The organism is Clostridium sp. 1001283B150225_161107_B6, from assembly GCF_015556325.1.
GTDB lineage: Bacteria > Bacillota > Clostridia > Lachnospirales > Lachnospiraceae > Enterocloster.
Genome location: NZ_JADNMD010000007.1, coordinates 181136 through 203677, shown reverse-complemented (window position 1 = coordinate 203677; position 22542 = coordinate 181136). Strand labels below are relative to the sequence as shown.

Genomic DNA, 22542 nt, shown 5'->3' with positions numbered 1-22542 from the left:
CAATTATTCCTCCACATCTTCCGGAGTCTCAATATAACCGGAGTTTTTCAGGTAATAGCATTTCTTCGCATACCGGAACAATACAATGGCGCACATAATCAGTACAATGCTCTGTAAAAGGCCCACCAGAGTGAACATACCCTTAACGGAATTGATGCCTCCTGTGGCAACCAGCGTATATGCGGTACCTCCCAAAATACAGCCAACTAATATCTTCTGCTTCTTAGGTGGTTCATCCTCGGCTGAAAGTCCATTTACCGACAGGGTTGCCGCAACCGACGCCATGGGGTCGGCCAGTGTACAAAAACTCAAAGTTACGGTACAAAGGAATAAAATAGTAATAATCTTGCTGAAAGGAAGTGTCCCTATAATCTGGAATACAGTTGCCTGCATACCGGACTTGTTCACTGCTTCCCAAACATCCAGAGTTCCTGATGTCTGCAGATAAATAGTCTGTCCGCCAAATACGCCAATCCACAGAATACAGAAAATGGACGGTACAAGAATCTGAACCAGCATGAAAGTACGGACCTTGCGGCCTCTGCCCATACGTGCAAGGAACATACCGATAACAGGTGCATATACGATAAAGGAAGCCCAGTACTGAACAATCCAGTCTGCAAACCACTTGTCATTAGCAGCCATTGCGTTAGCCATAGTGGTCTGTGTTCCCCAATGGTCCACAATAAAACCAATTGACTCTGAAGTAATCTTTGTGATAAATTCTGTATTTCCAAAGATGAATACATAGGCCAGCAGGAAGAAAAAGAAATACATACAGGCGGATGATACCAGCTTTAGTCCCTTTCCTATACCGGAAACACAGGAAAGAATGAATATGGTGGTGACAAAAATGGCCGCAAAAAGCCAGGTCACTGCGGACTGCGGTATGCCTAACGCTGCCTCAAGTCCTGCGCCAATCTGCATCAGTCCCACACCCATGGAGTTAGATGTGGCACCCATAAGGCAGAATATAACAACGGCTGTCACCAGCGTGTTTAACCATGGTCTCTTCTTGCCTGTAGCACATTCCACAATGGAATTAAAGGATAAGCTCTTTCTGCGGTTATAACAGACGATTGCAAATGCAGCTCCGCAAATTGCATACATACAGTACTGTACAAAACTCCAGTCCCACATGGCCTGGGCCACGGCAAAGATGCCTGCGGTTCTGGTAGCCGGCTCTCCAATGGCCGCCGGAGTTGACATGTAGTGGAAGATAGGTTCTCCCATGGCCCAGAACAGAAGCCCTGTTCCGATACCTGAACAGATAGACATAGCGCACCAGGAAGCCATGCTGTATTCCGGTTTGGCATCCTCGCCGCCAATTACCACATCGCCGTATCTTCCAATCAAAAATACAACAGCAAGAATGATAAATGTAAGTGACAGCAGGTTTATGTAAGCCCCGAAGTAATCCGCCATTGCATAAAGCAGCTTTGTCATGACGGCTCCAACCTGTTCCGTCCACAGCACACCGGCTAAAATGAATGCCAGCAGAATAATAATTGCCGGCCAGAACGCCCATTTATTTATCTTTCGATTATCGTTTGTCTTATTATCCATGTTCTATAACCCCTCCTGTTATATAATCACTTTGTCAATGCGCCCTTTTACAGGAATAAATCATTCCGATTGCCTTAGAACATACCAGAGTATAGACAACCGAATATAACAACCCTGTAAAACTTTTCAGCAGAACCGAACCCACAACAATAATGGCTGTATCCATAACGAACAATGTATTCCCCATATTCAGCCTCGGATTTCTTTTCTCAAGGATTCTCCCAATGGCAGTTGTCCCTCCCATAGTACCACCGGCCCGCATCAACAGCCCCGCGCCGATTCCCATGAGAATCCCTCCAAGAATTGCCAGCAGCAGTCCGTGCTGTACAAGCACAGCTGGAAAATATGGAAGCCACCAGTCAATCATGACAGAGGTACTGACTATAATCATGATTGTATAAATCAGTATCTTTTTTCCGAAACACATGGTACAGAAAATCATAATCGGAATATTACAAATCATATTCACAGTTCCTATGGACACGCCCAAAATACTATTGGCAACGACCGATACCCCAAGGACACTTCCCGGAACAATATCCACCGGATTAATCAGAATGGTGGATAACACATATAGTATACATCCTGCCGCCAGTATTGCCAGTTCTTTTGCTGTTCCCTTCATTACTACTCCTTCGCGTTCCCCTCTGCAAACGCAATCATGGAAGCTTCTAATGGTACATTCTCTGGAAGTGCAGCCACCTGCACACATACGCGTGTAGGTCTGTGGTCTCCAAAAAACGCTCTATATGCCTCATTGATTTGGTCAAAATCCTTCAGGTCCTTAATATAGACATCCACCCTGGCAACGCTCTCCCTGCTTCCCCCACCTGCCTCTACAATGCTGAGCAGATTCTTTAAAACCAGGGTTGTAGCCTCTTTAATCTCATAAACATATTTTCCATCCTTTGTAAGTGGTATCTGTCCGGACGTAATAATCATATCTCCATATTTACGGCCATGGCAATATGGCCCTAATGCCGGAGATGCCTCTGAGCTGATTAATTCCTCTAGTTTCACTTTCATTCTTTCCCCCTCCATATTATTTTTTTGTGTTTCATTTTTTTATTTATCATTTCATTTTTTGCATTTATATTAAGTATAATACGATTATTTATTTATAATGTCAATATTATGTTTCATATTATAAAAATATTGTTCATTATGGCTAAATATCATTACTTTTTTAGGCAATATTGTCCAATATACTTTCACTTTGGCGGTTTTTTTTAGAAAATAGCACCAAAAACAGGTATCCACGATAAATTTCTCCGCGCATACCTGTTTCCGGTTACATATTCATATTCACATAGAGCCAATTATTAGGCTAATTGTTATACATATCAGTCATCATAGACGACCAGTAAGGCATCCGCAATAGCCGCACCATCTTCCGTAATGAAAACGGGATTGATATCCAACTCCTTTACCTTGTCCTTGCCCTCTGCTGCCATCTGGCTTATTTTAACAAGGAGTCCCGCCAGTGCCGCCTTATCACAGACAGCGCCTCCACGGTAGCCGTTTAACAATGGATAGGAGGCCAGATTCTCTATCATGCGCTCAGCCTGGCTCTGGGTGAGAGGTGCCGGCGCAAGCTGCACATCCTTAAACAGTTCTACAAACACACCGCCCATTCCTACCATAATCATGGGGCCAAAATCCTTGTCATTGTTGACACCGATAATCATTTCCGTCCCCGGCCTCAGCATGGGTTTTAAAAGAACGCCTTCCAGCTTTGCCTTGGGGGCATTGGCAGCGCAATTCTCCATAACTGTGTCAAACGCAGCCCGCAGTTCTGCCTCATTCTTTATATTTAACTTTACCCCGCCCACATCCGACTTGTGTTGTATGTCTCTTGAGTGAATTTTCACAGACAGAGGATACCCTAACTTCCCGGCCGCCTCCACAGCGGCGTCAGCCGTTGCAGCAACTGCTTGTGGGGGAATCGGCACACCATGCTCCTTCAGATAATTCAGGCTCTCGAATTCACTCAGGCTGTGGGAAACAGCATGCCTCTTCTCTGGGATAGCAGGCGTCATAGGTTCAAATGTATGGACCGCGAAATCCAGCATCTTCTTAAGGGCATTGCACCCATACCTGCCAGTGGGAAGTAGTGGGGTTCCTGAAGCTTTTAACGCATCCGCACTTTCCTGGTGCCTTGTATGCTCGATAAATGGAATCCAGAATACCGGTTTTAATTTCTCTTGCCGGCGTGCGATGGAAACCGCCTCCACCATGTGGGAGATAGTATCATCCCAAATCTCCGGAGTAATGGTATAAGCCACCACAATGGCATCCACATTTTCATCTTTAGAAATAGCCTCCATGGCCTGAACCATGACAGGGGTATTGTAACCTATACCTGCCGTCATATCGAAGGGGTTATTTACGGAACCGTAATCAGGCACCAATGTGCGCAGATAATCCTTTGTCTCCTGTCCCATTTCTGCCAGTGTGATTCCGTATTCCTCAGCCAGGTCCGCCATTACGCCGGCTTCGCCTCCTGACACATTCATAAATACACATCGTTCACCCTTCGGCAGCTCCCTCAGCCACGAAAATGCGGCTGCAAGGCTCATAAGCTCCTCCAAATCGCTGGCTTCCACCACACCGTACCGTTTGAACACGGCCCGAAGTACCTTGTCAGCTCCTGACAGTGAACCGGTATGAGAAGCTGCCAGCTCCTGTGACTTGCTGGAACGTCCTGTCTTTAATACCACCACAGGTTTTCTTTTCAGTGCAGCCTTCTGGAAGGTGGCCACCAGCTTATCCGGTCTGGTTACTCCCTCCATATAGGCAGCCACCACCTTGGTATCCTCATCATCCACCAAAAAATCCAGATAGTCCTCCACCTTCACATTGCAGGAATTACCGGATGAAATCACATGACTGAAACCCATGTTGGGACTGTCCAGTCCCCCAAGGACAATCTGCCCGCTCTGTGATATCATGCCGATGTTTCCCCTGCGCTCACGCTCCTCCACTAAGAAGGCAAAAGCAAAAATACCATCCACAAAATTGGCAAAGCCTGCACAGTTTGGCCCCATGACCGCAATACCGAGACGGTCCGCAACCTCCACCAACTCCTTCTGGCGCTCCTTGCCCTCCGGCCCCACTTCGCTGTAGCCGCTGGCAAACACCACCGCCCCGCCGCAGTTCTTACCTGCAGCCTCCTCCAACAAAGGAATGATTGTTTTTTGAGGCGTACACAGGATGACCAGATCCACGTCCCCCTCTATCTCCGAGAGGGAGTGATAGGCTCGATGCCCGAATATGGTATCTCTTCCGGGATTCACCAGATACAGTTTATCTAAATTCCTTGAAAATTTAAGGTAGTTCCTGGTCGTATCACCGCCGAAGCCAGCCTTTTCACTGGCACCTACAATCGCAATGGTTCTTGGTTTTAATAATTTTCTAAGATTCATGCCAAAACCCTTCCTCCCATAATCTATACACAGCTAAATCAGCAGACCTTCTCCGCTTTCTCGTATCCCGCCTCAAAACACTGCACGTTCTTCCCGCTTGGTATACCCTTATGGTCAAAATAGTCTTTCAGGGTATCGGAAAATTGCTGCTTATCCATCATCCGGGTGGCTGAAATCATGGCTCCCATCATGACCAGGTTTGCCCCTTTTGCATTGTGCAGGTCAGCAGAAATTCCCATGGCATCAACCCCTATGACCTCTATATGTTCCGGATACTTTCTGTCGCTAAAGAGCGAACTGTTGATGATGACCTTTCCGCCATCCGCCACCTGGTCAATATATGTATTGTATGCATCCTCGTTCATACACACCAACACATCCAGGGTATCCGGATAAGGGCTGCCGATCTCCTCGTCTGAAACAACCACACGGCAGAGCGCAATACCGCCGCGCATCTCAGCGGAATACTCACTGGTCCAACTCACATTTTTTCCGTTTTCAGCAGCAATCTGAATCAAAACCTTTCCGGCTGTCAGAACTCCCTGACCGCCGATTCCCGCAAACATTATATCAGCCATTTGCCACACCCCCGTTATTTGTATGATCTATGTACACCTTTACCGGAAATACCTTTTCATTTTCCTCTTTCAGTTTCTTCATTGCGTCAACCGGAGTCATCTTCCAGTTGGTAGGGCAGGGTGACAGGACCTCAATGATGGAAAATCCCTTATTATCCCTCTGGTTCTCAAAACCCTTCTTAATCATCTTCTTTGTCTCATTAATATGCTGGGGGTCATACAGGGCACCACGGGCAGCGTATTCAATGGGATACTGACTGATGATGTTAAGCATATCAAAGGGTTCGCCTGCAACACGGTCGTCCCTTCCCTTCTTGCTGCTGGTGGTCTTATCTCCTACCAGGGTGGTGGCAAGGCACATCTGTCCTCCTGTCATACCAAAGATTCCGTTATTTACCACAATCATGGTAATGGGAACATTTCTCTGGGCAGCAAAACATGTCTCTGAAAGTCCGATTACATAAGAACATCCGTCACCTGCATGTACGTAGACATTGGCCTCCGGGCGTACCTTCTTAATTCCTGTGGCAACAGCAGCACACCGTCCGTGCGGCCCTGCAATGCCGTCACAGTTCAAAGTGTCGATAGACCAGTAAGCACAGGCTATATCCACTACCTGCACGGTTTTCTCTACGATTCCTAATTCCTCACAGCATTCCGCAATCAGCCTCTGGATGATGCCATGTCCACAGCCGCCGCACCAGCCTACCTGCTGGTTAATCATTTCCGGTTTTGTTAACTTAACAGCCATATTAGTAAACCTCCAGTTCCTTTTCTTTTCCTTCGAGTACACGTTTGCAGTAATCCACGATTCCCTGTGTCTTCGGAACATACTTGGATGTCAGATAGGCATATACAGGCAGGGTGAATCTGGTAGCCAGACAAACATCCTGGCCCATCTGTGCGGACAGGCTCATCTCAACCGAAACAAGAGCCTTCACGCTGGCCGGTAAATTCTTAAATGCCTTTTCCGGATATGGCCATGCGCTGATAAGACGGATGAGCCCTAATTTAAGGCCTTGTGTCCTGGCACGGCGGACAGCTGACTTACATATCCTGGATGAAATTCCATATGCCACCAGAACCAGCTCTGCGTCGTCTATCATGAATTCCTCCCACCGCTGCTCATTATCATGCATCTCCTTGAACTTAGCCTGAACCATGTGGTCATAGTCTGCATAGTTCATGGAGCGGTCCAGATTGGTCACTTTAACCTTCGGCTCATCAAGCTTTTTACAGCCCTTAATAGCCCAGTCAAACTTATCCTTGTCATGCTCCTTTGCTTCCGGCAGGACCACCTTCTCAATCATCTGGCTGATACCGCCGTCACTTAAGATGATAACAACTGTGCGGTATTTCTCCGCCAGGTCAAATGCCAGATATGTAAGGTCGGCACACTCCTGCACGGATGCAGGCGTCAGTACAATCTGCCTGGAATCACCATGTCCGCCTCCGCGCACAGCCTCCCAGTAGGAATCCTGTCCCTCGGTAATCTCACCGTCACCCACGCCATATCTCATGACATCAGCCAGAACAGCAGGCAAGTTATAGGATGCCAGATAGGAAATACCCTCCTGCTTTAAGTCGTATCCTGGTCCTGAAGAGCTGGTCATAACCCTCTCCCCGCAGGCAGCCGCGCCCCACAGCATACTCATACTGGCTATCTCGCTTTCACCCTGAACAAAAACACCACCCCGATCAGCCATGTTAGCCGACATATATTCCAGAATCTCACTCTGAGGTGTAATCGGATATCCTGCGTAGAAGCGGCAGCCGGCCCTCAGTGCAGCCTCAGCAATCGCTTCATTACCCTTCATAAGCCTAAATTTTTCACCCATGTCTCTTTTTCCTCCCCTGTTAATCTACAGTGCTAATGGTAAATACATAATCCGGACAAATCGTGTAACAGCGCCCGCAGCCAATACAGGCATCCTCATGAATGCGAATGATTTCGTACCCCTTTTTGTTAATCTCTCCCAGTGGCTCAATCGCCTGAACAGGACAGGCACCCACACAGAGACGACATCCTTTGCAGAGATTTACATCTGCCGTTGCTTTTGCTTTTGCCATTTCTACCTCCTATTAATTTGTTACATTTTTTATTATTTCGTTTCACTTTTTAATTTGTAATTTCATAATATCATCTTTTATATTGTTTTTCAAGTACTATTTTTATTTTATTGATACTAAATTTCATTTATCTTTTTTTACTTGCAAATATATAAACTTTCTCCTATAATAGAGTATAAATACTGTAACGACTGTATCAAAATACGATACTTATTATTTATTAGGAGGATTCACAATGTCAGACGGAGCAGTTAAGATAGAGACTATACAGGCTGTGGACAGGGCCTTTCAGATTCTGGAAACAATAGGACGTGTCAACAGTATGAGCCTTGCAGAACTAAATAAGGAAATAAAGGTAAATAAGGCATCTCTTTCACGCCTTGTATACACCCTTGTGCAGAATGGTTATCTTGCAAAAAATGAGAAGAACGGAGATTACTCCCTGACCCTCAAGACATATGAGGTGGGATTGAATGCTGTCCAAAATCTGGATAAGCTGTCCCTGATTAAATCCACTCTCGTAGACCTAAATAACAGAAGTGGCCGTATTGCCCAGTTTTCAGTAGAGGATAACAACCAGCTTTTATGCCTTCAGAGCATCGGAAAAGAGGCTATGTCCTTTTCCGTATATACCAGTGTCGGCCACCGTTCGCCCCTGTACAGCACCAGTGCTGGCAAAGCTCTCTTGTCCACCTATTCCAACGGGGAAATAATCGAAAAGTGGGAAAAGATGAATATCCAGCCACTGACGGAAAACACACTGACGGACCTGCAGATGTTCCTTCAGGATATCGGTCTGACCCGCCAGCGGGGATATGCCCTGGATAGGGAGGAAAACGAGTACCATGTGTTCTGTGTAGGTACAGTCATTATGGACTTTTCCAACAGGCCCATCGGTTCAATCAGCGTCAGCGGCTCAAGCCTTACATCCCAGGAGGAGGAGGAAATCAGCAGTATGGTACTCTCTTCCGGCCGCAAATTATCCAACCTCCTGGGTTATGCCGTAAGATAAATGGAAGAAAAAGGACAGGGGCGAAAGAAAGCTTATTGCTTTCCTTCACCCCTGTCTTTAAAGTGTCCGCGGCTCTAATATATGATAATCCAGCATATCTGTACACAACCTGCGGCAGGTCTCAAAATCTTTACTCTTTATAGCATTATAAATATCCCAGTGATGTCTGGCACTCGTATTCACCTTTCCATCCATGATGTTAGGTATCCTGTCCCACCCAACCTTCTCCATATATGTGCGTACTGCAGGTTTGGCCACTGAGAAGGCGTGTAGTATTAAATCGTTATGTGACATAACACAAATCTGCCTATGAAAAGCAATGTCCATATCATTGACTACGGAATAAGCGTCCTGAATCTCCTGAAGGTTTTTTGACTTCTTTTGGAGCTGAAAAAATGTATCAAAGGCCGTCTCAAACTGTTCTGCATATTTTCTTAAGTCCTCCAGTTCTTCCGGGGTATATCTCTGAATGGCCAGCCTGGCGCTCTCAACCTCAATCATCACACGGAATTCAAACACATCATCCAAAAGTTTTGGTGTCATATAAAACTCTGCAATATCTTCAATATGCTGGTCAAAATTAAAGTGCCTCACATATGTACCATCACCCACCCTGGTATCCAGGATGCCTAATGTATTCAATTTCTGTAACGCAATCCGTACCGTAAGACGGTTAACCCCAAAACTTTCAGCCAACTCATTTTCAGAAGGAATTTTCTGGTCATAGGACCAGCTTCCCTGGGCAATCATTTCCTGAATCCTCTCGCATACCAAATCCGGCGCGGACATCTTTCTTATCTTTTTATTTTTTTCCACTGCAAACGCTCCTTGTATCGTGTCTTCATAATTAATTATAAGATAGGTGAATTATTTGTCAAGCCAACTTTAACCGTCTCCTCACCATATGTAATAAATCAATGTGTATTTTGCACAAAATACCAATTATTATTTTGTAGTTTTCGTCATTTTTTTAATTGACCTATTGACTTATGATTTATACGCCGTATAATTAAATAGCGAACAAGTGAGCTAGTGATTTAGCGAAACCAATTATAAAAAGGAGAAAATGGTATGGAACAAGATTATCAAAAAATTGTAGCTGCAGCAAAGACAGGGGCGGAAAAAAGTTTTGAAGCCCAGATGGAGTTACTAGAGCAATTCTGCGGAATCAACTGCGGCAGCAGAAATGTGGAGGGCAACAAAAGGGTTGTTCAATTGGTGGACCATGTGCTGGAGGAAATTGGTGCCGATATTGAGCATATTGATTCTGAAGAATATGGTACATATATTGTGGCACGGCTGAAACCGGAATCGCCTGATGGAAAAATCATTCTGAATGCCCATCTGGACTCAGCCTTTTTTGATGATAGAGTAGAAGACCATCCCTTCCATATTGATGGTGAATATGCCTATGGTCTGGGAATAGCAGATTGTAAAGGCGGCGTGGTAACTATACTATATGCGGTAAAAAGTATGAAAGAAGCAGGACTGCTTCCCAACAAAGAGATTGTAATTATTTTTAACTGTGATGAAGAAGTGGGCTCACTCATAGGAAAGCAGCTTTTTAAAAAAGAATCCTCCGGTGCGGAAGCTGCCATCTGTTTTGAACCTGCCCGCAATAAAAATGGAATACTTACTGTACGGCGCGGCTTGGCACTGGGAAAAATCATAGTTCACGGTATTGCCGCACATGCCGGGCTTGACGGTGGCGTGGGTGCAAGTGCTGTCAGGGAGCTTGCAAACCTCATCATAAAACTGACGGACCGCTCCGACTTAAGTATTGGCATGAACTATAATGTGGCCCCCATATCCGGAGGTGGAAATACGGTTGTAGTGGCTGATTATGCGGAGGCATCCTTTTGCGTACCCATTGACTCTCCTGAAGTATTTGAACGCACCAAAAAGGATGTCCTGGAATATCTGCCAGAACAGGGAATTGTTCCAGGCTGTACCATTGAAACATCAATTGAGATGGAATTCCCGGCTATGGTCCGCAATGAGGAGAACGTTAAACTATATGATAAAATCCGGCATGCCGGCGAACTCATGGGACTTGAACTGCCTGAAGAAAAATCCTCCAATCCGGCGGACTGTGGTTTCTTCTCTGAACTGGGCGTTCCTGTGGTGGACGGCCTCGGACCCTATATGTATAATATCCACACCACGGATGAACACATGTTGATCCGTACATTAACAGAGCGCACCCAATTACTTGGTATTCTGCTGGCAACCATGTAATCCACCATAAAACTCACCCTGAAGGAGGTCTTTCATATGAATAAAGCTGCTGACAGTTCAAAAAACAAGAGACAATTGGCATTTCCCCATGTATTGCTAATCATGATAAGCCTGATTATAATTTTATGTATCATGTCTTATATAGTACCTGCAGGTGTATATGATGTTGATCCGGCAACCGGGGTTGTTTTGCCGGAATCTTTCCACTATGTAGACCAAAATCCAATTAGTCCATTAAGCGCCCTTTTCATGTTATATGACGGTATTGCGCAATCAGGCAACATGTTTGCATTAATCATGGTCATTGGCGGTATGATTTATATGATTATTTCCAGTAATTCTGTAGAGGAAATCATCGACTATGCTCTGTGGCGTCTGCAGGAAAAGGGCATGACGGTTCTAATTCCAGTCATCATGATACTTATTTCCCTCATGGGAACGCTGGCCGGCAATGATTCTATGATTACATTTATCATCGTCGGACTGCTGTTTGTCAAACGTCTAAATCTGGACCGTATTGCCGCTATGTCAATCTTTTATCTCCCATACATAAGCGGACAGGCTGTTGGACCTACGACAGGAATCATTGTTCTGGCACAGGAAGCGTGCGGTTTGCCTGTCATGTCCGGTCTGGCTGTACGCGCCATCCTGTGGGTCATTATCACATCATTCTGCATCTTCTATACCATGCGTTATTGTAAAAAGATTTCAAAAAACCCATCATTAAGTATCATAGGTGAAACCGAACACATGGCAGAAGGGGAGGAACTGGACCTTTCACAGAAAAAGTCCCTCAGTGCCAAGGCTGTACTTACCGTATTGTTTCTGATTCTTCCTTTTGTAATTTATGCTATTGGGTCTGCATCCATGGGATTTGGCCTGGGACATCTGATTGGACTTTCCCTCGGAGCCGCTATCATCGTCTCGTTGGTCCACAAATGGACTCCTAACGAATTCGCAAGACGCTTCATGAAAGGCGCCGGCGATATGGGGGCTGTATGTATGTTGGTAGGATTTGGCCGTGTGGCTGGAATGGTGCTCTCTGACAGCAGCATTATCAATACCATTTCAAATGCAGCCGTCCAGCTCATCGGACGTTTTGGCACGGCAGGTTCTGCAGTTGGCATGTTCATATTCACATCCCTGTTCAATCTGTTGATGCCCAACGGTCTGGCTAAGATTCCGGTGCTGATGCCCCTGTTTGTTCCTGTGGCAGATATTCTTGGAATCAGCCGTCAGATTCTTTCCCTCTGCTATCAGTTAGGCGACGGCCTGACCAATTTCATAACTCCTATGTCCACAGTCCTTGCTTCCGGACTCATGATTGCTAACGTGAACTATATTAAATGGATGAAATATATCATACCGTATGTTTGCACATTAATGGCCTTTGGCGCTGTTGCAATCATGTTCCTGCAGACCATCGGCTGGTCTTGATAAAAACAATAGAGTTATATAACAACGAAATGACGAAAGCATAAAACCTTAAACCATTAGAATTACAAAACGATAGAATCACAGAAAGAAGGAATTATTATGGATTATGCAAAAGAATCCCTCCGCCTTCACAGAGAATGGAGAGGAAAAATTGAAATGATAGCCACTGTTCCCGTGGACACAAAAGAGGATCTATCTCTGGCCTACACACCAGGAGTCGCAGAACCCTGTCTGGAAATCCAAAAGGATGTTAATAAAAGTTATGAATTGACCCGCCGGCATAATCTTTGCGCAGTCATCACGGACGGTTCCGCCGTACTCGGACTTGGAGATATCGGACCCGAGGCAGGTATGCCTGTCATGGAGGGAAAATGTGTCCTTTTTAAGTCTTTTGGTGATGTAGATGCCATTCCTCTGTGTATCAAGACACAGAATGTAGACAGATTTGTAGAGACTGTCTATCAGATATCCGGCAGCTTTGGCGGTATTAATCTGGAGGACATCTCTGCTCCCCGTTGCTTTGAGATTGAACGGAAACTAAAGGAAAAGTGTGATATACCCATCTTCCATGATGACCAGCACGGTACAGCTGTCATTACCCTGGCCGGACTGCTCAACGCTTTGAAGGTAGTTGGGAAGAAGAAGGAAGATGTGAGAATCGTTACATCCGGCGCTGGCGCTGCTGCTATTGCCATCACAAAGTTACTGCTTTCTGCCGGCTTTAAGGATATAACCATGTGTGACCGCAAAGGCGCCATTTACGCCGGGCGTGATGGGCTAAACTGGATTAAGGAAGAAATGGCCCAAATCACGAATCTGGACAAAAAGACTGGTTCTCTGGCTGATATATTAAAAGATGCAGATGTATTTATCGGCGTATCCGGCCCTGGTACCGTAACCACAGAGATGGTAAAAACCATGAATCACGATGCCATCATCTTCGCCTGTGCAAATCCGACACCTGAGATTTTCCCAGATGAGGCAAAAGCAGGCGGTGCAGCGGTCATCTCCACAGGACGTAGTGATTTTCCAAACCAAATCAACAATGTACTGGCATTTCCCGGAATCTTCCGCGGTGCCTTCGATGTCCGTGCCAGCGATATTAATGAAGAAATGAAAATGGCTGCTGCATATGCATTGGCCGACCTTATTACAGATGAAGAACTGTCCTCAGACTATATTATTCCCGCTGCTTTTGATTCAAGGGTCGGGGAAGCGGTAGCTGCCGCAGTGGCTGCTGCGGCAAGAAAAAGCGGGGTTGCCCGTATATAAAACACTCTACAATATTACACTTATCTCCTTTATAAAAATGTGGCATTTATAGACTGAAGCACATTATCCCGCTATAGTATATAAATGCCACTCATTTGTTGCTCCACTTTAATTACCCCTTTTTCTTTAATCTAGAATATCTTTGAGTGGAGCTGTTATATCATAATTCATACATCTATCCGTCCTCAGCACCAAAAAGATTCTATGATATTCTGTACCTCTATAGTTATTAATATTGGCAGAAGGATCGCTAAGACTATACTCCCTGTTGTCATCCCTCCGGCATAATCCAGAACTTCATGGCCGGAAAACTGACCGTTACCTGCACCACAATGTTCACCACATTGGCGAGAGTAGGTGCCAGTGCTGCCGGTACCCCCAAAGCCATCAGTGTTGTCTGGCTGTAAGCCGGAAGCGCCGCCGACATAACCACAAGAGCAATTGCCAGAACCATATATTTGGGAACTGCATTTCCAAAGGCTGCGTTGGATTTAAACACCAGATTCTTCTGCACAAAAAAGTTTACAGTCTGTGCAACCGCTGTAGCCACCAGAAAACTTAAAAATCCGCACAATCCCAAATCACGGTCCACGTTTGTATAGCGGAAGATGAAAAACTGAAACGGGCGGGTATTAAAAGCTGTAAAAATAAATCCTGTACATAGCCACATCACAATAAAGTTGATAATCGTAGCACAATTGGAAAGCAGATTGAACAGAATAAATTCCCAAAGGTTCGGATGCGCCTTCACCCAGTTTCTTATTCCTTCCATGATTTTCCCTTTCCGGTCAAAACAGCCTCATATCGTCTGTTTTCTCTCCGATTGACAAAGAAACCTGTTATGACCTGCCTCATTCCTTTCAGGAATTGTCCGTTTATCACAAGCAGGATTCCCCGGATCATATCCATGCTCACCAGCCCTCCCGTCATCTTGGCAATGGCACGGAAGGGAATATTATACTGAAACAGCAGGTTTAAGTCCGGTGTGCCCATAGCTTCATTTTTCGCTTTTTTATCTGTAAGGATTTTATACACCCATCTGGCAAGTGCGCTCTTTGCATAATACATCTGACAGACCGCGTCATTGAATCCCAGCTCGCCCGACCATTTTCCGGAAGGCACCGGATACCCCAGGAGGATTTCGTATTCTTCCTTTGCCACATTCTGGATAAATCCGGTACGGTACGAAGGCAGATTCCTGCCCTCATAGGGCAGCTCCTTTGTGGTTCCCTTAAGCGTAATACTGCCGCTTAAGCGTATATCCATCACACAGGCTCCGACCAGAATCTGATACGTTCCTCCCTCTACTTCCCAGTGGTTCGTCCGGCTGTTCCAGTACCGGAAGGTCTTATCATCAAATGGGATAACTACCTCTTTTGTTTCTCCTGCCTTTAAAAAAACTTTTTTAAATCCTTTTAACTCTTTTTCCGGGCGGAATACGGCCCCGTCCCAACAGCCCACATACAACTGCGCTATTTCAGCCCCATCCCGGCTTCCTGTGTTCTTCAAACAGAACCTGACCCCACCTTTTCTTACCTCCAGATTCCCGTATTCAAAGGAGGTGTAAGAAAGTCCGAAACCAAAGGGGTACTGTACCCGCACCCTGCTGGTATCGTAATACCGGTATCCGATATAAAGCCCTTCACGATATTCTGAATTGCGTTCTGCACTTGGGAAATACCGGAACGCCGGAGTATCTTCATACCGGATGGGATAGGTCTCGGCAAGACGCCCGGAAGGATTCACCCTGCCTGTCAGAACATCCATCATAGCACCCGCGCCAGCCTGTCCTCCCAGATATCCATGCAGGATTGCCTTACAGCAATGCTGCCATGGCATCTCCACAGCCGATCCGCCGCTTAAAACTCCCACAATGTTGGGATTTACCCTGACAAGAGCTTCCAGGAAATCAATCTGATTCTGCGGAAGGCGCATGTGTCCGCGGTCCATTCCTTCTGCCTCGTTTATCTCATTCAGACCAAAACAGTAAATCACTACATCGGCATTCTGCGCCAGGTCCAGAGCCACCTTTTTGAGTGCTTCGTCCACCTCACCGTTCCGCTTATATCCCGCCGCGCAGCCAACACAATGAACCGGATAGTTCTCTATCATCTTCTCCATTGTTTCCACCTCTTTTGCAGGATTTACCATGGAGGAACCTGCCCCTTGATAACGCGGGCGGATAGCAAAATCCCCAATCAGAGCTACGCTGCAATCTTCTTTCAGCGGAAGAATCGGATCCGGAGCGGCCATATTCTTTAACAGTACGATGCTTTCTGCTGCTGCCCGTCCGGCAAGCGAATGGTGGGCAGTCCAGTCGATTTCAGCCGTCTTCACAGAACTTCCGGCTGTTAGCTCCAGGACTGCATCCACTAAGTCATCCACACAGATATCCAGCTGTTCTTCGGTAAGCATTCCTTCCTGTATCGCTTTTAAAAGCTGCCTTGCAGAGTCCAGCCCCGGCGTTGGCATCTCCAGGTTGGAGCGGAGGGATACACCGCGGACATGGTCATTGGAACCGCCCCAGTCTGTCACCACCATCCCCTCATATTCCCACTCTTCGCGCAAAATCTCTTTGAGCAGATGTTCATTCTCGTTGGCGTAGCTTCCATTTATCTGGTTATAGCTGGTCATCAGCGCTTTGGCTTTCCCCTCTTTCACGACAATCTCGAATGCAGTCAGGTAAATCTCCCTCAGGGTGCGCTCATCCACCACCGCATTCATGGCCATACGGCGCAGTTCCTGGCTGTTGACCGCAAAATGCTTAGGGCAGGCATAAACGCCCTTTTTCTGGATTCCCCGTACATAAGCCGCCGCCATCTTTCCCGCCAGATATGGGTCCTCTGAAAAATACTCGAAGTTGCGCCCACATAAAGGACTTCTCTTGATATTCAGCCCCGGTCCCAGAAGTACATTGACTCCCTGTACCGCCGCCTCCTCCCCCAGAGCCTCGCCCAGTTCCTGGGCCAGTTCTTCGTCCCAGCTGTTCGCCACGGTTGCGGCCGTAGGAAAACAGGTTGCTGGCAGGGAGGGATTCAGCCCTAAGTGGTCCCCTGCCCCCGCCTGCCTGCGGATACCGTGAGGGCCATCTGAACAAAAGATGGATGGAATACCAAGACGGGGAATATCCCGGCTCTGCCATTCGTTTTTACCGCTTAAAAAAGCCGCTTTTTCCTCCAATGTCATTTTTCCTATCAATTCTGCATGTTTCAAACCTTTTCCCTCCCCAGCCATTTCCTCTGTTTAAGGCATATTTATACCTGCTTGCATTCTTACGACTCTTTGCGCTTTTTGCTGCCTTTTATCACCATTGCCTCCACAGCCGCCAAACCAATTATTAGAACCGCATCCAGACCAATGACTGCCTTCTTCCATGTTTCCATGCCAACACTGGCCCCTTTACCATCATAGGCCCAGCTTCCAACCACCGTATACATGACATTTTTACAGGCATTTCTCATCTGTTTCACAGAGGTAGGATGACTGCGGTCCGCTACATTATTCTCAGGTCCGTCAAAGGTGGATAACATGGCATCTACGCCATTGGCTAATGCCGCATCCGCATTCATGAATCCATGTCCGTTGTTGCGGAAGAAATCTGTCAGCGCCATTCCACGGAATCCCCACTCACCTCTAAGTACCGTATTTAACAAGTTGCTGTTCTCACCGGTCCATCTGTGTCCAAGAAAGCTCCAGGACACCATCACTGCATTGGCTCCGCCTTTTTTCACGGATATCTCAAAAGGCTTTAAGTAAATTTCGCGGATTGCCTGTTCATTGGACCATACACTGACCATCTTTCCATTGCCTTCATATAAGGCAAAATGTTTGATATAGGAATAAACACCCTGGTCCATAGCTCCTGCCACTGCACTGGCCCCTATCATTCCTGCCAGTACTCCGTCCTCCGAAAAATATTCATAATTTCGTGCTCCAAACGGAGTTCTGTGGGTATTCATCCCCGGTGCATACCAACCATGGGCCCCCATCTCCCGGCTCATCTTACCCATGCAGCTGCCCCATTCACCTGCCAGCTCCTGATTCCATGTGGAAGCAATTACTACTTCAATCGGGAATCCGATGGAGCCAACCCCGGTAAAGTTGTTGTTGATAGCAGCCGGTCCATCAAAATCCAATGTGCCAATTTTGCCTACAGATTCAATGGCCGGTGTCTGATATCCGGACATGGCAACCATTCCTGCCATCTCATCCACGGTCAGCTGGTCTAGCAATGTTTCCCAGCGTGGATCATCATAATCAGCGCCCCGCATGTCGGCCAGCTTCATTCCATTCTTTGCCCCGGTGACAGGCATGGTATCACTGCTGTTTAAATAAGTAGTTTTATCAAACGTGCTGTTCAGATGATATTCGGACAGATATGGCTCTTTCAGCTCCAAATTTAACGGAGCAGCAATTGCCTTCTCCATATTGGCAAACCGGTCTGCCCTGGAAAGGTAGACCACATCCCCTGCCGCCTCATCGAATACATTGACGGCCGCAATCTGGTCAGACTCCCGTTTTTCTTCCTGATTATATACTTTTGTCTGAGATACCTGATATTCTTTCTGGTCCAGTATATTGTGGGAATCGCTGTTTACAGAGAGGATATAGTCACCTGCTTCCAGCACATAAGCCTTTTCTGTCATATAATCGAACGACGCCATATCTTCCGCTGCAAAGGACAGGGTAAGGGTCTGGGACTGTCCAGGCTGCAGCAAATCTGTTTTTGCAAATTGCAGAAGATTTGCCGTCGCCTTTTCTATACCGCCATTCTGATAAGGCGGATTAAAATACAGTTCCACCACATCCTTACCAGCCGTTTCTCCTGTATTGGTTACTGTCACATCCAGTTCAATTAGTCCATTTTTCTCCTTAAGCTCCCCCATTTTTTGTTCAAAGGTGGTATAGCCCAGGCCATATCCAAAGGGATATTGAACCGTGTGTTCATAATCAATGATTCCTTCATCCGCTGCTGTCTCGTAGAACTTATATCCTACATAGATTCCTTCCACATAGTTGGTAAAGGATGGCGCAAATACCTGGGGCTTGCCTGCATTCATGCCTTCCACAGCCAGATCTGCCAGATTCACATACGCAGTCTTTTCCCCATTATTCCACCATGGAGCTGACTTCATATCGTATACAAAGGTGTCCGGTGTCCGGCCGGAAGGATTTATCTCCCCATTGAGCACCTTACCAAGTGCATTAAATCCTACATTGCCTGTACCAGGGCACCATACCACAGCTTTGATTGGGTCGTACTCTTCCACAAATCCCAGCTCAAATTGATTGGCGCCATTATAAATTACAACCACCTTATCAAAATTGGCGCAGACCATCTCCACCATGTCACGTTCCGTCTGGGACAGCTGGAGATAATGCTCCCCCGCCGGAAAATCCTCGTAATCCGCTGAATTATTGTCGTAAGAGGATTTGCTCACATCCATAGGGATGTCATTATGGCCTTCTCCTGCCTTCCTGGAAATCACAATGGCCGCCACATCTGAAAATTCCTTTGCATCCTGAATCAGTCCCTCCGGATAAGCAGAAACCGGCGGTTCCGGAAGCGTCCAGCTCTGCTTCTGAATCGACATTTCCGGTTTGTCCGTTCCGTAACTGTCATAAAAATCAAGCAGCTCCTGGTTGACCGTGAAACCGGCATTTTGAAGCCCCTGAACAAGGCTTACGATTTCATACAGGTCATTAATGCCTCCCGATCCAGCTCCGCCATAAGCGGGATTAACTGCTTCCCAGCCAAAGAGATTCAGTTTTTGTGTTCCGGAAAGAGGAAGCATCCCCTCATTTTCTAAAAGTACGATTCCCTCTTCCATGATTTCCTCTGCTGTCCGGGCAGATTCCTCATTCGTGGCATCGCTTACAGTTCCGTTTCCTGTTGCCAATCCAATCAATGTGGACATGGGACCAAAACAAATCATGTTTACACACACTATGATTACCAGAAGCATGGCAATCACCGCGTTACCCCTTACAAAGAAGCGCCTTCCCCTTGACATCTTACGGCACGCAATCATAACCCCTATCCCAATTATGACGGCCGCAATCATTCCAATTATGTAGGGTTTACATAATTGAAGAACTGCAAGGACATCTTCCATCTCAACACTAATCATGTTCATACCTCCTGCTTTTTACTTAGTGGATTTTTACACTTTGTGCATTCCCTTTATTCAGCACTCGTTTCGTGTCCACATTATATCACCCTGTTTCCTGCTATGCGGAATTTGGCATGAAATGCATCTATCCGGCACAAGATGCAGACAACACATGAAACAGCTCACACAAAATGCAGAACCCAGAGGTAAATTAACCTCTGGGTAACAAAATTTTTAATTCAAACCAATTCTGGACCTGTTCAAAGCTCACGCTGCCGCCATACTTCTCTGCCGCCGCACAAATACTTCGCAGTCCAAATCCGTGGTTCTGCTTGTCTGCTTTTGTTGTTGTAATTAAACTGTGCTGATTCTTAATGATTTCCGACTCACAGTAGTTTTCAATCTTGATGAATACAAAATTCTTCTTTGCTGATACCGACATATGAATCAGCCGCTTCTCCTCTTCCGGAATCAGAATCACATGTTCGATGGCATTATCCAGTGCATTTCCAAAAATGGAACAGATATCCATAACATGTATAAAATCCAGCAGTTTTCCGTCAACCACACATGTAATCTGAATCTTGTTCTTTCTGCAATGGAACAATTTCGCAGCCAGGATTGTATCCAGCACCTGATTTCCTGTTTTATTCAGAGTTCCAAATGCACTGACCTCTTCTTCCATGGCATCCAGCCATTTCCTTCGCTTCTGCTCATCTGTTTCCATTCGCAGGGCTGCAATCTGATGCTTCAAATCATGATATTTTATATGAATTAAATCCAGGCTGTCCTGATAATTTCTGTATTGGTCATACTGGCTTTTAAGAACCGCGTTCATGGCTGCCAGTTCACGCTCTGCCATATAGTCACAAATCCGGCTTTGATAGGCAAATAGAACCGCAATCCCGCCAAAATCCACCAAGGTGCGGATTGAAAAAATATCTGCCATACGGGTGCTGGTAAAGGGAAGATTGCTATAAAGGTAACTCAGGTTGCTGAACGCAAAAATCGCTGCCGCAATTCCGGCCGCAGCCAAAACCTCCCGGATGGTCAGCTGGTTAAGATAGTCATCTGTAAGTGACGGACGCTCCAGATAAGCAGCAATCCAAAAGCAGCCCCCGTATATAATAATAACAAAAATCACCTGAATCCACACACTCCCATATCCAATGGACCGCATGAATGCAAATACCTGCCATTCCAGTGATGCGGCAAACTCTGCCAGAAGAAATGCCCTGGCACCACAGTAACCGGCGCCCAAAGCAGACAATTCACCGCCCATCAAAAGGAATACATACATAATAGCCACAGCAATTGCCATGCATGTAAGCCAGAATGCCACCGGCAGATCACCCGTCAGCTCAAGAAACGCAATCTGTACAGCCATCACTGCCAGACTGATATACCAAAAAGAGGGACGCCTTAGCTTTTCCCTTTTAATCAGATATAAATATACCATACAGGCGCCCCACTCTGCCAGGGCAGTACATATTCTGGGAATATCCTGATTGTAAAGCATGATCTATCCCTCATTCATGTATTGTATTAACAGTTCCATAAACTCTTTCTTCTTATTCCGGCTGACGGGAATCCGTTCACCACAAATGATACAGTCATTGCCGGATATTCCATCCACATGCTTCATATTAATCAGATATCCTTTTCCACAACGAAAAAAGCCATACCCACCCATGGAATCTTCCAATTCTTTTAATGTGATTCTGGACAGAAACTCACCTCTGGCTGTCCGGTAACATGCATTATGCCCCTGGCTTTCAATATAGTAAATATCCGAAACTGCCAGCTTCTGCAGACCGTCCTCCGTGGGGACCGATATATATGTCTGCACTGCCTTTTTCATCCGGCCAATGGCCTTGTCCAGCTTCTGGGAAAAGGCGAAATATTCGACTGGCTTTACTACATAATCCATGGCATCCACCTCATATCCCCGCACCGCATACTGAATCATATTGGTAATGAACATAATAATCACTTCGTGATCCAGCGTTCTGATTTTCTCAGCAGCCGTCATGCCATCCATGAACCGCATCTGAATGTCCATTAATATGATGTCATAGCCTCCACGGTAATCATCTGTGATATCCTCTCCATCTGCGAAGGTTGTAATTTTAATCCGTCTCCCCCTGTCTTTCTCATATCGCCCGATATATTCCTTAAGCTGCTGAACGAATAACGGTTCATCCTCTACAATTGCTATATGAATCAGGTCCATGTTTACATCCCCCTTACCCGGCTATATTTCCACTAACTTATCTGTCGATAGGCCTTTCCATAACATTAATTGGAATTCGCCGCTAATATTAGTATAGCAGAATAAAAAAGAGAACACAAAATATTTGATATTTCGGGAGATGATTCACTTAAATTTCCTTCATCTGCTCACTGATATCCCATTTTAATTTCTTCCAGCTTATGCTGACAATTTTCCCTAAACTCCACTAACTTTTTAGGATAATAGTCTGTAAATTGTAACTCCGACTTTAAAGGCGCGCAATAAACAGGCGCCTCCATCGTTAGGTCTATATAGAAAATATCACTTTCAATTCCTTTTTCAGCAAAATATTCTTCCAAATACATAGATATCCTTTTATATAAATCAAAATCTTCTGTATAAATAGCAATGTCGATATCACTCTTTCCCTCCACATAATGAATTGTCACATAGCTGCCAAAAACATTATATCCATCTATACCAAACCGCTTCTTGACCTTTTCCTGTAGTTCCAGAAGCTCATATAATCTGGCTATTGTTTTTTCTCGCGCGTTCTTTTTTGAAACCGTGTCAACCTCCATTTAACAGAATCCTCCCC

General features: G+C 45.8%; 19 protein-coding genes. 4 read left to right on the top strand and 15 right to left on the bottom strand.

The annotated features are described in order from the left end of the window. Window positions 1-3 precede the first annotated feature (3 nt). The 8 genes from I2H39_RS17460 to I2H39_RS17425 form a co-directional block, all read right to left on the bottom strand. Complete coding sequence (locus tag I2H39_RS17460) at window positions 4-1566, bottom strand: BCCT family transporter (RefSeq protein ID WP_195627129.1); 1563 nt, start codon at window positions 1564-1566, stop codon at window positions 4-6. A gap of 34 nt (window positions 1567-1600) precedes the next feature. Further along, complete coding sequence (locus tag I2H39_RS17455) at window positions 1601-2191, bottom strand: YitT family protein (RefSeq protein WP_195627128.1); 591 nt, start codon at window positions 2189-2191, stop codon at window positions 1601-1603. Between the two features lie 2 nt (window positions 2192-2193). Continuing rightward, window positions 2194-2592, bottom strand: a complete 399-nt coding sequence (locus I2H39_RS17450; RefSeq protein WP_195627127.1) for a Rid family detoxifying hydrolase — start codon at window positions 2590-2592, stop codon at window positions 2194-2196. A 317-nt stretch (window positions 2593-2909) separates the two neighbouring features. Then, the gene (locus tag I2H39_RS17445; RefSeq protein WP_195627126.1) at window positions 2910-4991 is read right to left on the bottom strand and encodes an acetate--CoA ligase family protein; all 2082 of its coding nucleotides are present in this window, start codon (window positions 4989-4991) and stop codon (window positions 2910-2912) included. A gap of 38 nt (window positions 4992-5029) precedes the next feature. After that, window positions 5030-5569: a 2-oxoacid:acceptor oxidoreductase family protein gene (locus I2H39_RS17440; protein WP_195627125.1), complete on the bottom strand. Its 540-nt coding sequence runs from the start codon at window positions 5567-5569 to the stop codon at window positions 5030-5032. Continuing rightward, window positions 5562-6320 (bottom strand): thiamine pyrophosphate-dependent enzyme, encoded by a 759-nt coding sequence (locus I2H39_RS17435; RefSeq protein WP_195627124.1) that lies wholly within the window; start codon window positions 6318-6320, stop codon window positions 5562-5564. The genes I2H39_RS17440 and I2H39_RS17435 overlap by 8 nt, the downstream gene beginning before the upstream one ends. A gap of 1 nt (window position 6321) precedes the next feature. After that, entirely contained in the window at window positions 6322-7407 is a 1086-nt protein-coding gene (gene vorB / locus I2H39_RS17430; protein ID WP_195627123.1) for a 3-methyl-2-oxobutanoate dehydrogenase subunit VorB, read from the bottom strand. Window positions 7408-7426: 19 nt separating this feature from the next. Continuing rightward, entirely contained in the window at window positions 7427-7639 is a 213-nt protein-coding gene (locus tag I2H39_RS17425) for a 4Fe-4S binding protein (protein WP_195627122.1), read from the bottom strand. A 235-nt stretch (window positions 7640-7874) separates the two neighbouring features. Between I2H39_RS17425 and I2H39_RS17420 the strand changes: the two genes are divergently transcribed. Beyond that, window positions 7875-8651, top strand: a complete 777-nt coding sequence (locus tag I2H39_RS17420) for an IclR family transcriptional regulator (protein WP_195627121.1) — start codon at window positions 7875-7877, stop codon at window positions 8649-8651. Window positions 8652-8708: 57 nt separating this feature from the next. On the opposite strand, the gene I2H39_RS17415 is transcribed toward I2H39_RS17420, so the two are convergent. Beyond that, window positions 8709-9467 (bottom strand): FCD domain-containing protein, encoded by a 759-nt coding sequence (locus tag I2H39_RS17415; RefSeq protein ID WP_195627120.1) that lies wholly within the window; start codon window positions 9465-9467, stop codon window positions 8709-8711. Window positions 9468-9722: 255 nt separating this feature from the next. On the opposite strand from I2H39_RS17415, the gene I2H39_RS17410 reads away from it, so the two are divergent. From I2H39_RS17410 to I2H39_RS17400, 3 genes are all read left to right on the top strand, one after another. Beyond that, window positions 9723-10889, top strand: a complete 1167-nt coding sequence (locus I2H39_RS17410) for a M20/M25/M40 family metallo-hydrolase (RefSeq protein WP_195627119.1) — start codon at window positions 9723-9725, stop codon at window positions 10887-10889. A gap of 36 nt (window positions 10890-10925) precedes the next feature. Then, a complete protein-coding gene (locus I2H39_RS17405) occupies window positions 10926-12326 on the top strand; it encodes an AbgT family transporter (protein ID WP_195627118.1) in 1401 nt (466 codons plus the stop codon). A 99-nt stretch (window positions 12327-12425) separates the two neighbouring features. After that, a complete protein-coding gene (locus I2H39_RS17400; RefSeq protein ID WP_195627117.1) occupies window positions 12426-13598 on the top strand; it encodes a malic enzyme-like NAD(P)-binding protein in 1173 nt (390 codons plus the stop codon). 271 nt (window positions 13599-13869) lie between these two features. Here I2H39_RS17400 and I2H39_RS17395 read toward each other — a convergent pair whose 3' ends face one another. From I2H39_RS17395 to I2H39_RS17370, 6 genes are all read right to left on the bottom strand, one after another. Next, window positions 13870-14370 carry a polysaccharide biosynthesis protein GtrA gene (locus I2H39_RS17395; RefSeq protein ID WP_195627116.1) on the bottom strand — a complete coding sequence of 167 codons (501 nt, stop codon included), beginning with the start codon at window positions 14368-14370 and terminating at the stop codon, window positions 13870-13872. Then, window positions 14358-16811: a glycoside hydrolase family 3 C-terminal domain-containing protein gene (locus I2H39_RS17390; RefSeq protein ID WP_195627115.1), complete on the bottom strand. Its 2454-nt coding sequence runs from the start codon at window positions 16809-16811 to the stop codon at window positions 14358-14360. The genes I2H39_RS17395 and I2H39_RS17390 overlap by 13 nt, the downstream gene beginning before the upstream one ends. 59 nt (window positions 16812-16870) lie before the next feature. Then, window positions 16871-19729 (bottom strand): glycoside hydrolase family 3 N-terminal domain-containing protein, encoded by a 2859-nt coding sequence (locus I2H39_RS17385; RefSeq protein WP_195627114.1) that lies wholly within the window; start codon window positions 19727-19729, stop codon window positions 16871-16873. Between the two features lie 193 nt (window positions 19730-19922). After that, on the bottom strand, window positions 19923-21230 hold the full coding sequence (locus I2H39_RS17380) for an ATP-binding protein (protein WP_195627113.1): 1308 nt from the start codon (window positions 21228-21230) through the stop codon (window positions 19923-19925). Between the two features lie 3 nt (window positions 21231-21233). After that, on the bottom strand, window positions 21234-21944 hold the full coding sequence (locus I2H39_RS17375; protein ID WP_227147562.1) for a LytTR family DNA-binding domain-containing protein: 711 nt from the start codon (window positions 21942-21944) through the stop codon (window positions 21234-21236). 167 nt (window positions 21945-22111) lie between these two features. Beyond that, entirely contained in the window at window positions 22112-22525 is a 414-nt protein-coding gene (locus I2H39_RS17370) for a nucleotidyltransferase domain-containing protein (protein WP_195627112.1), read from the bottom strand. Window positions 22526-22542: the final 17 nt, after the last annotated feature.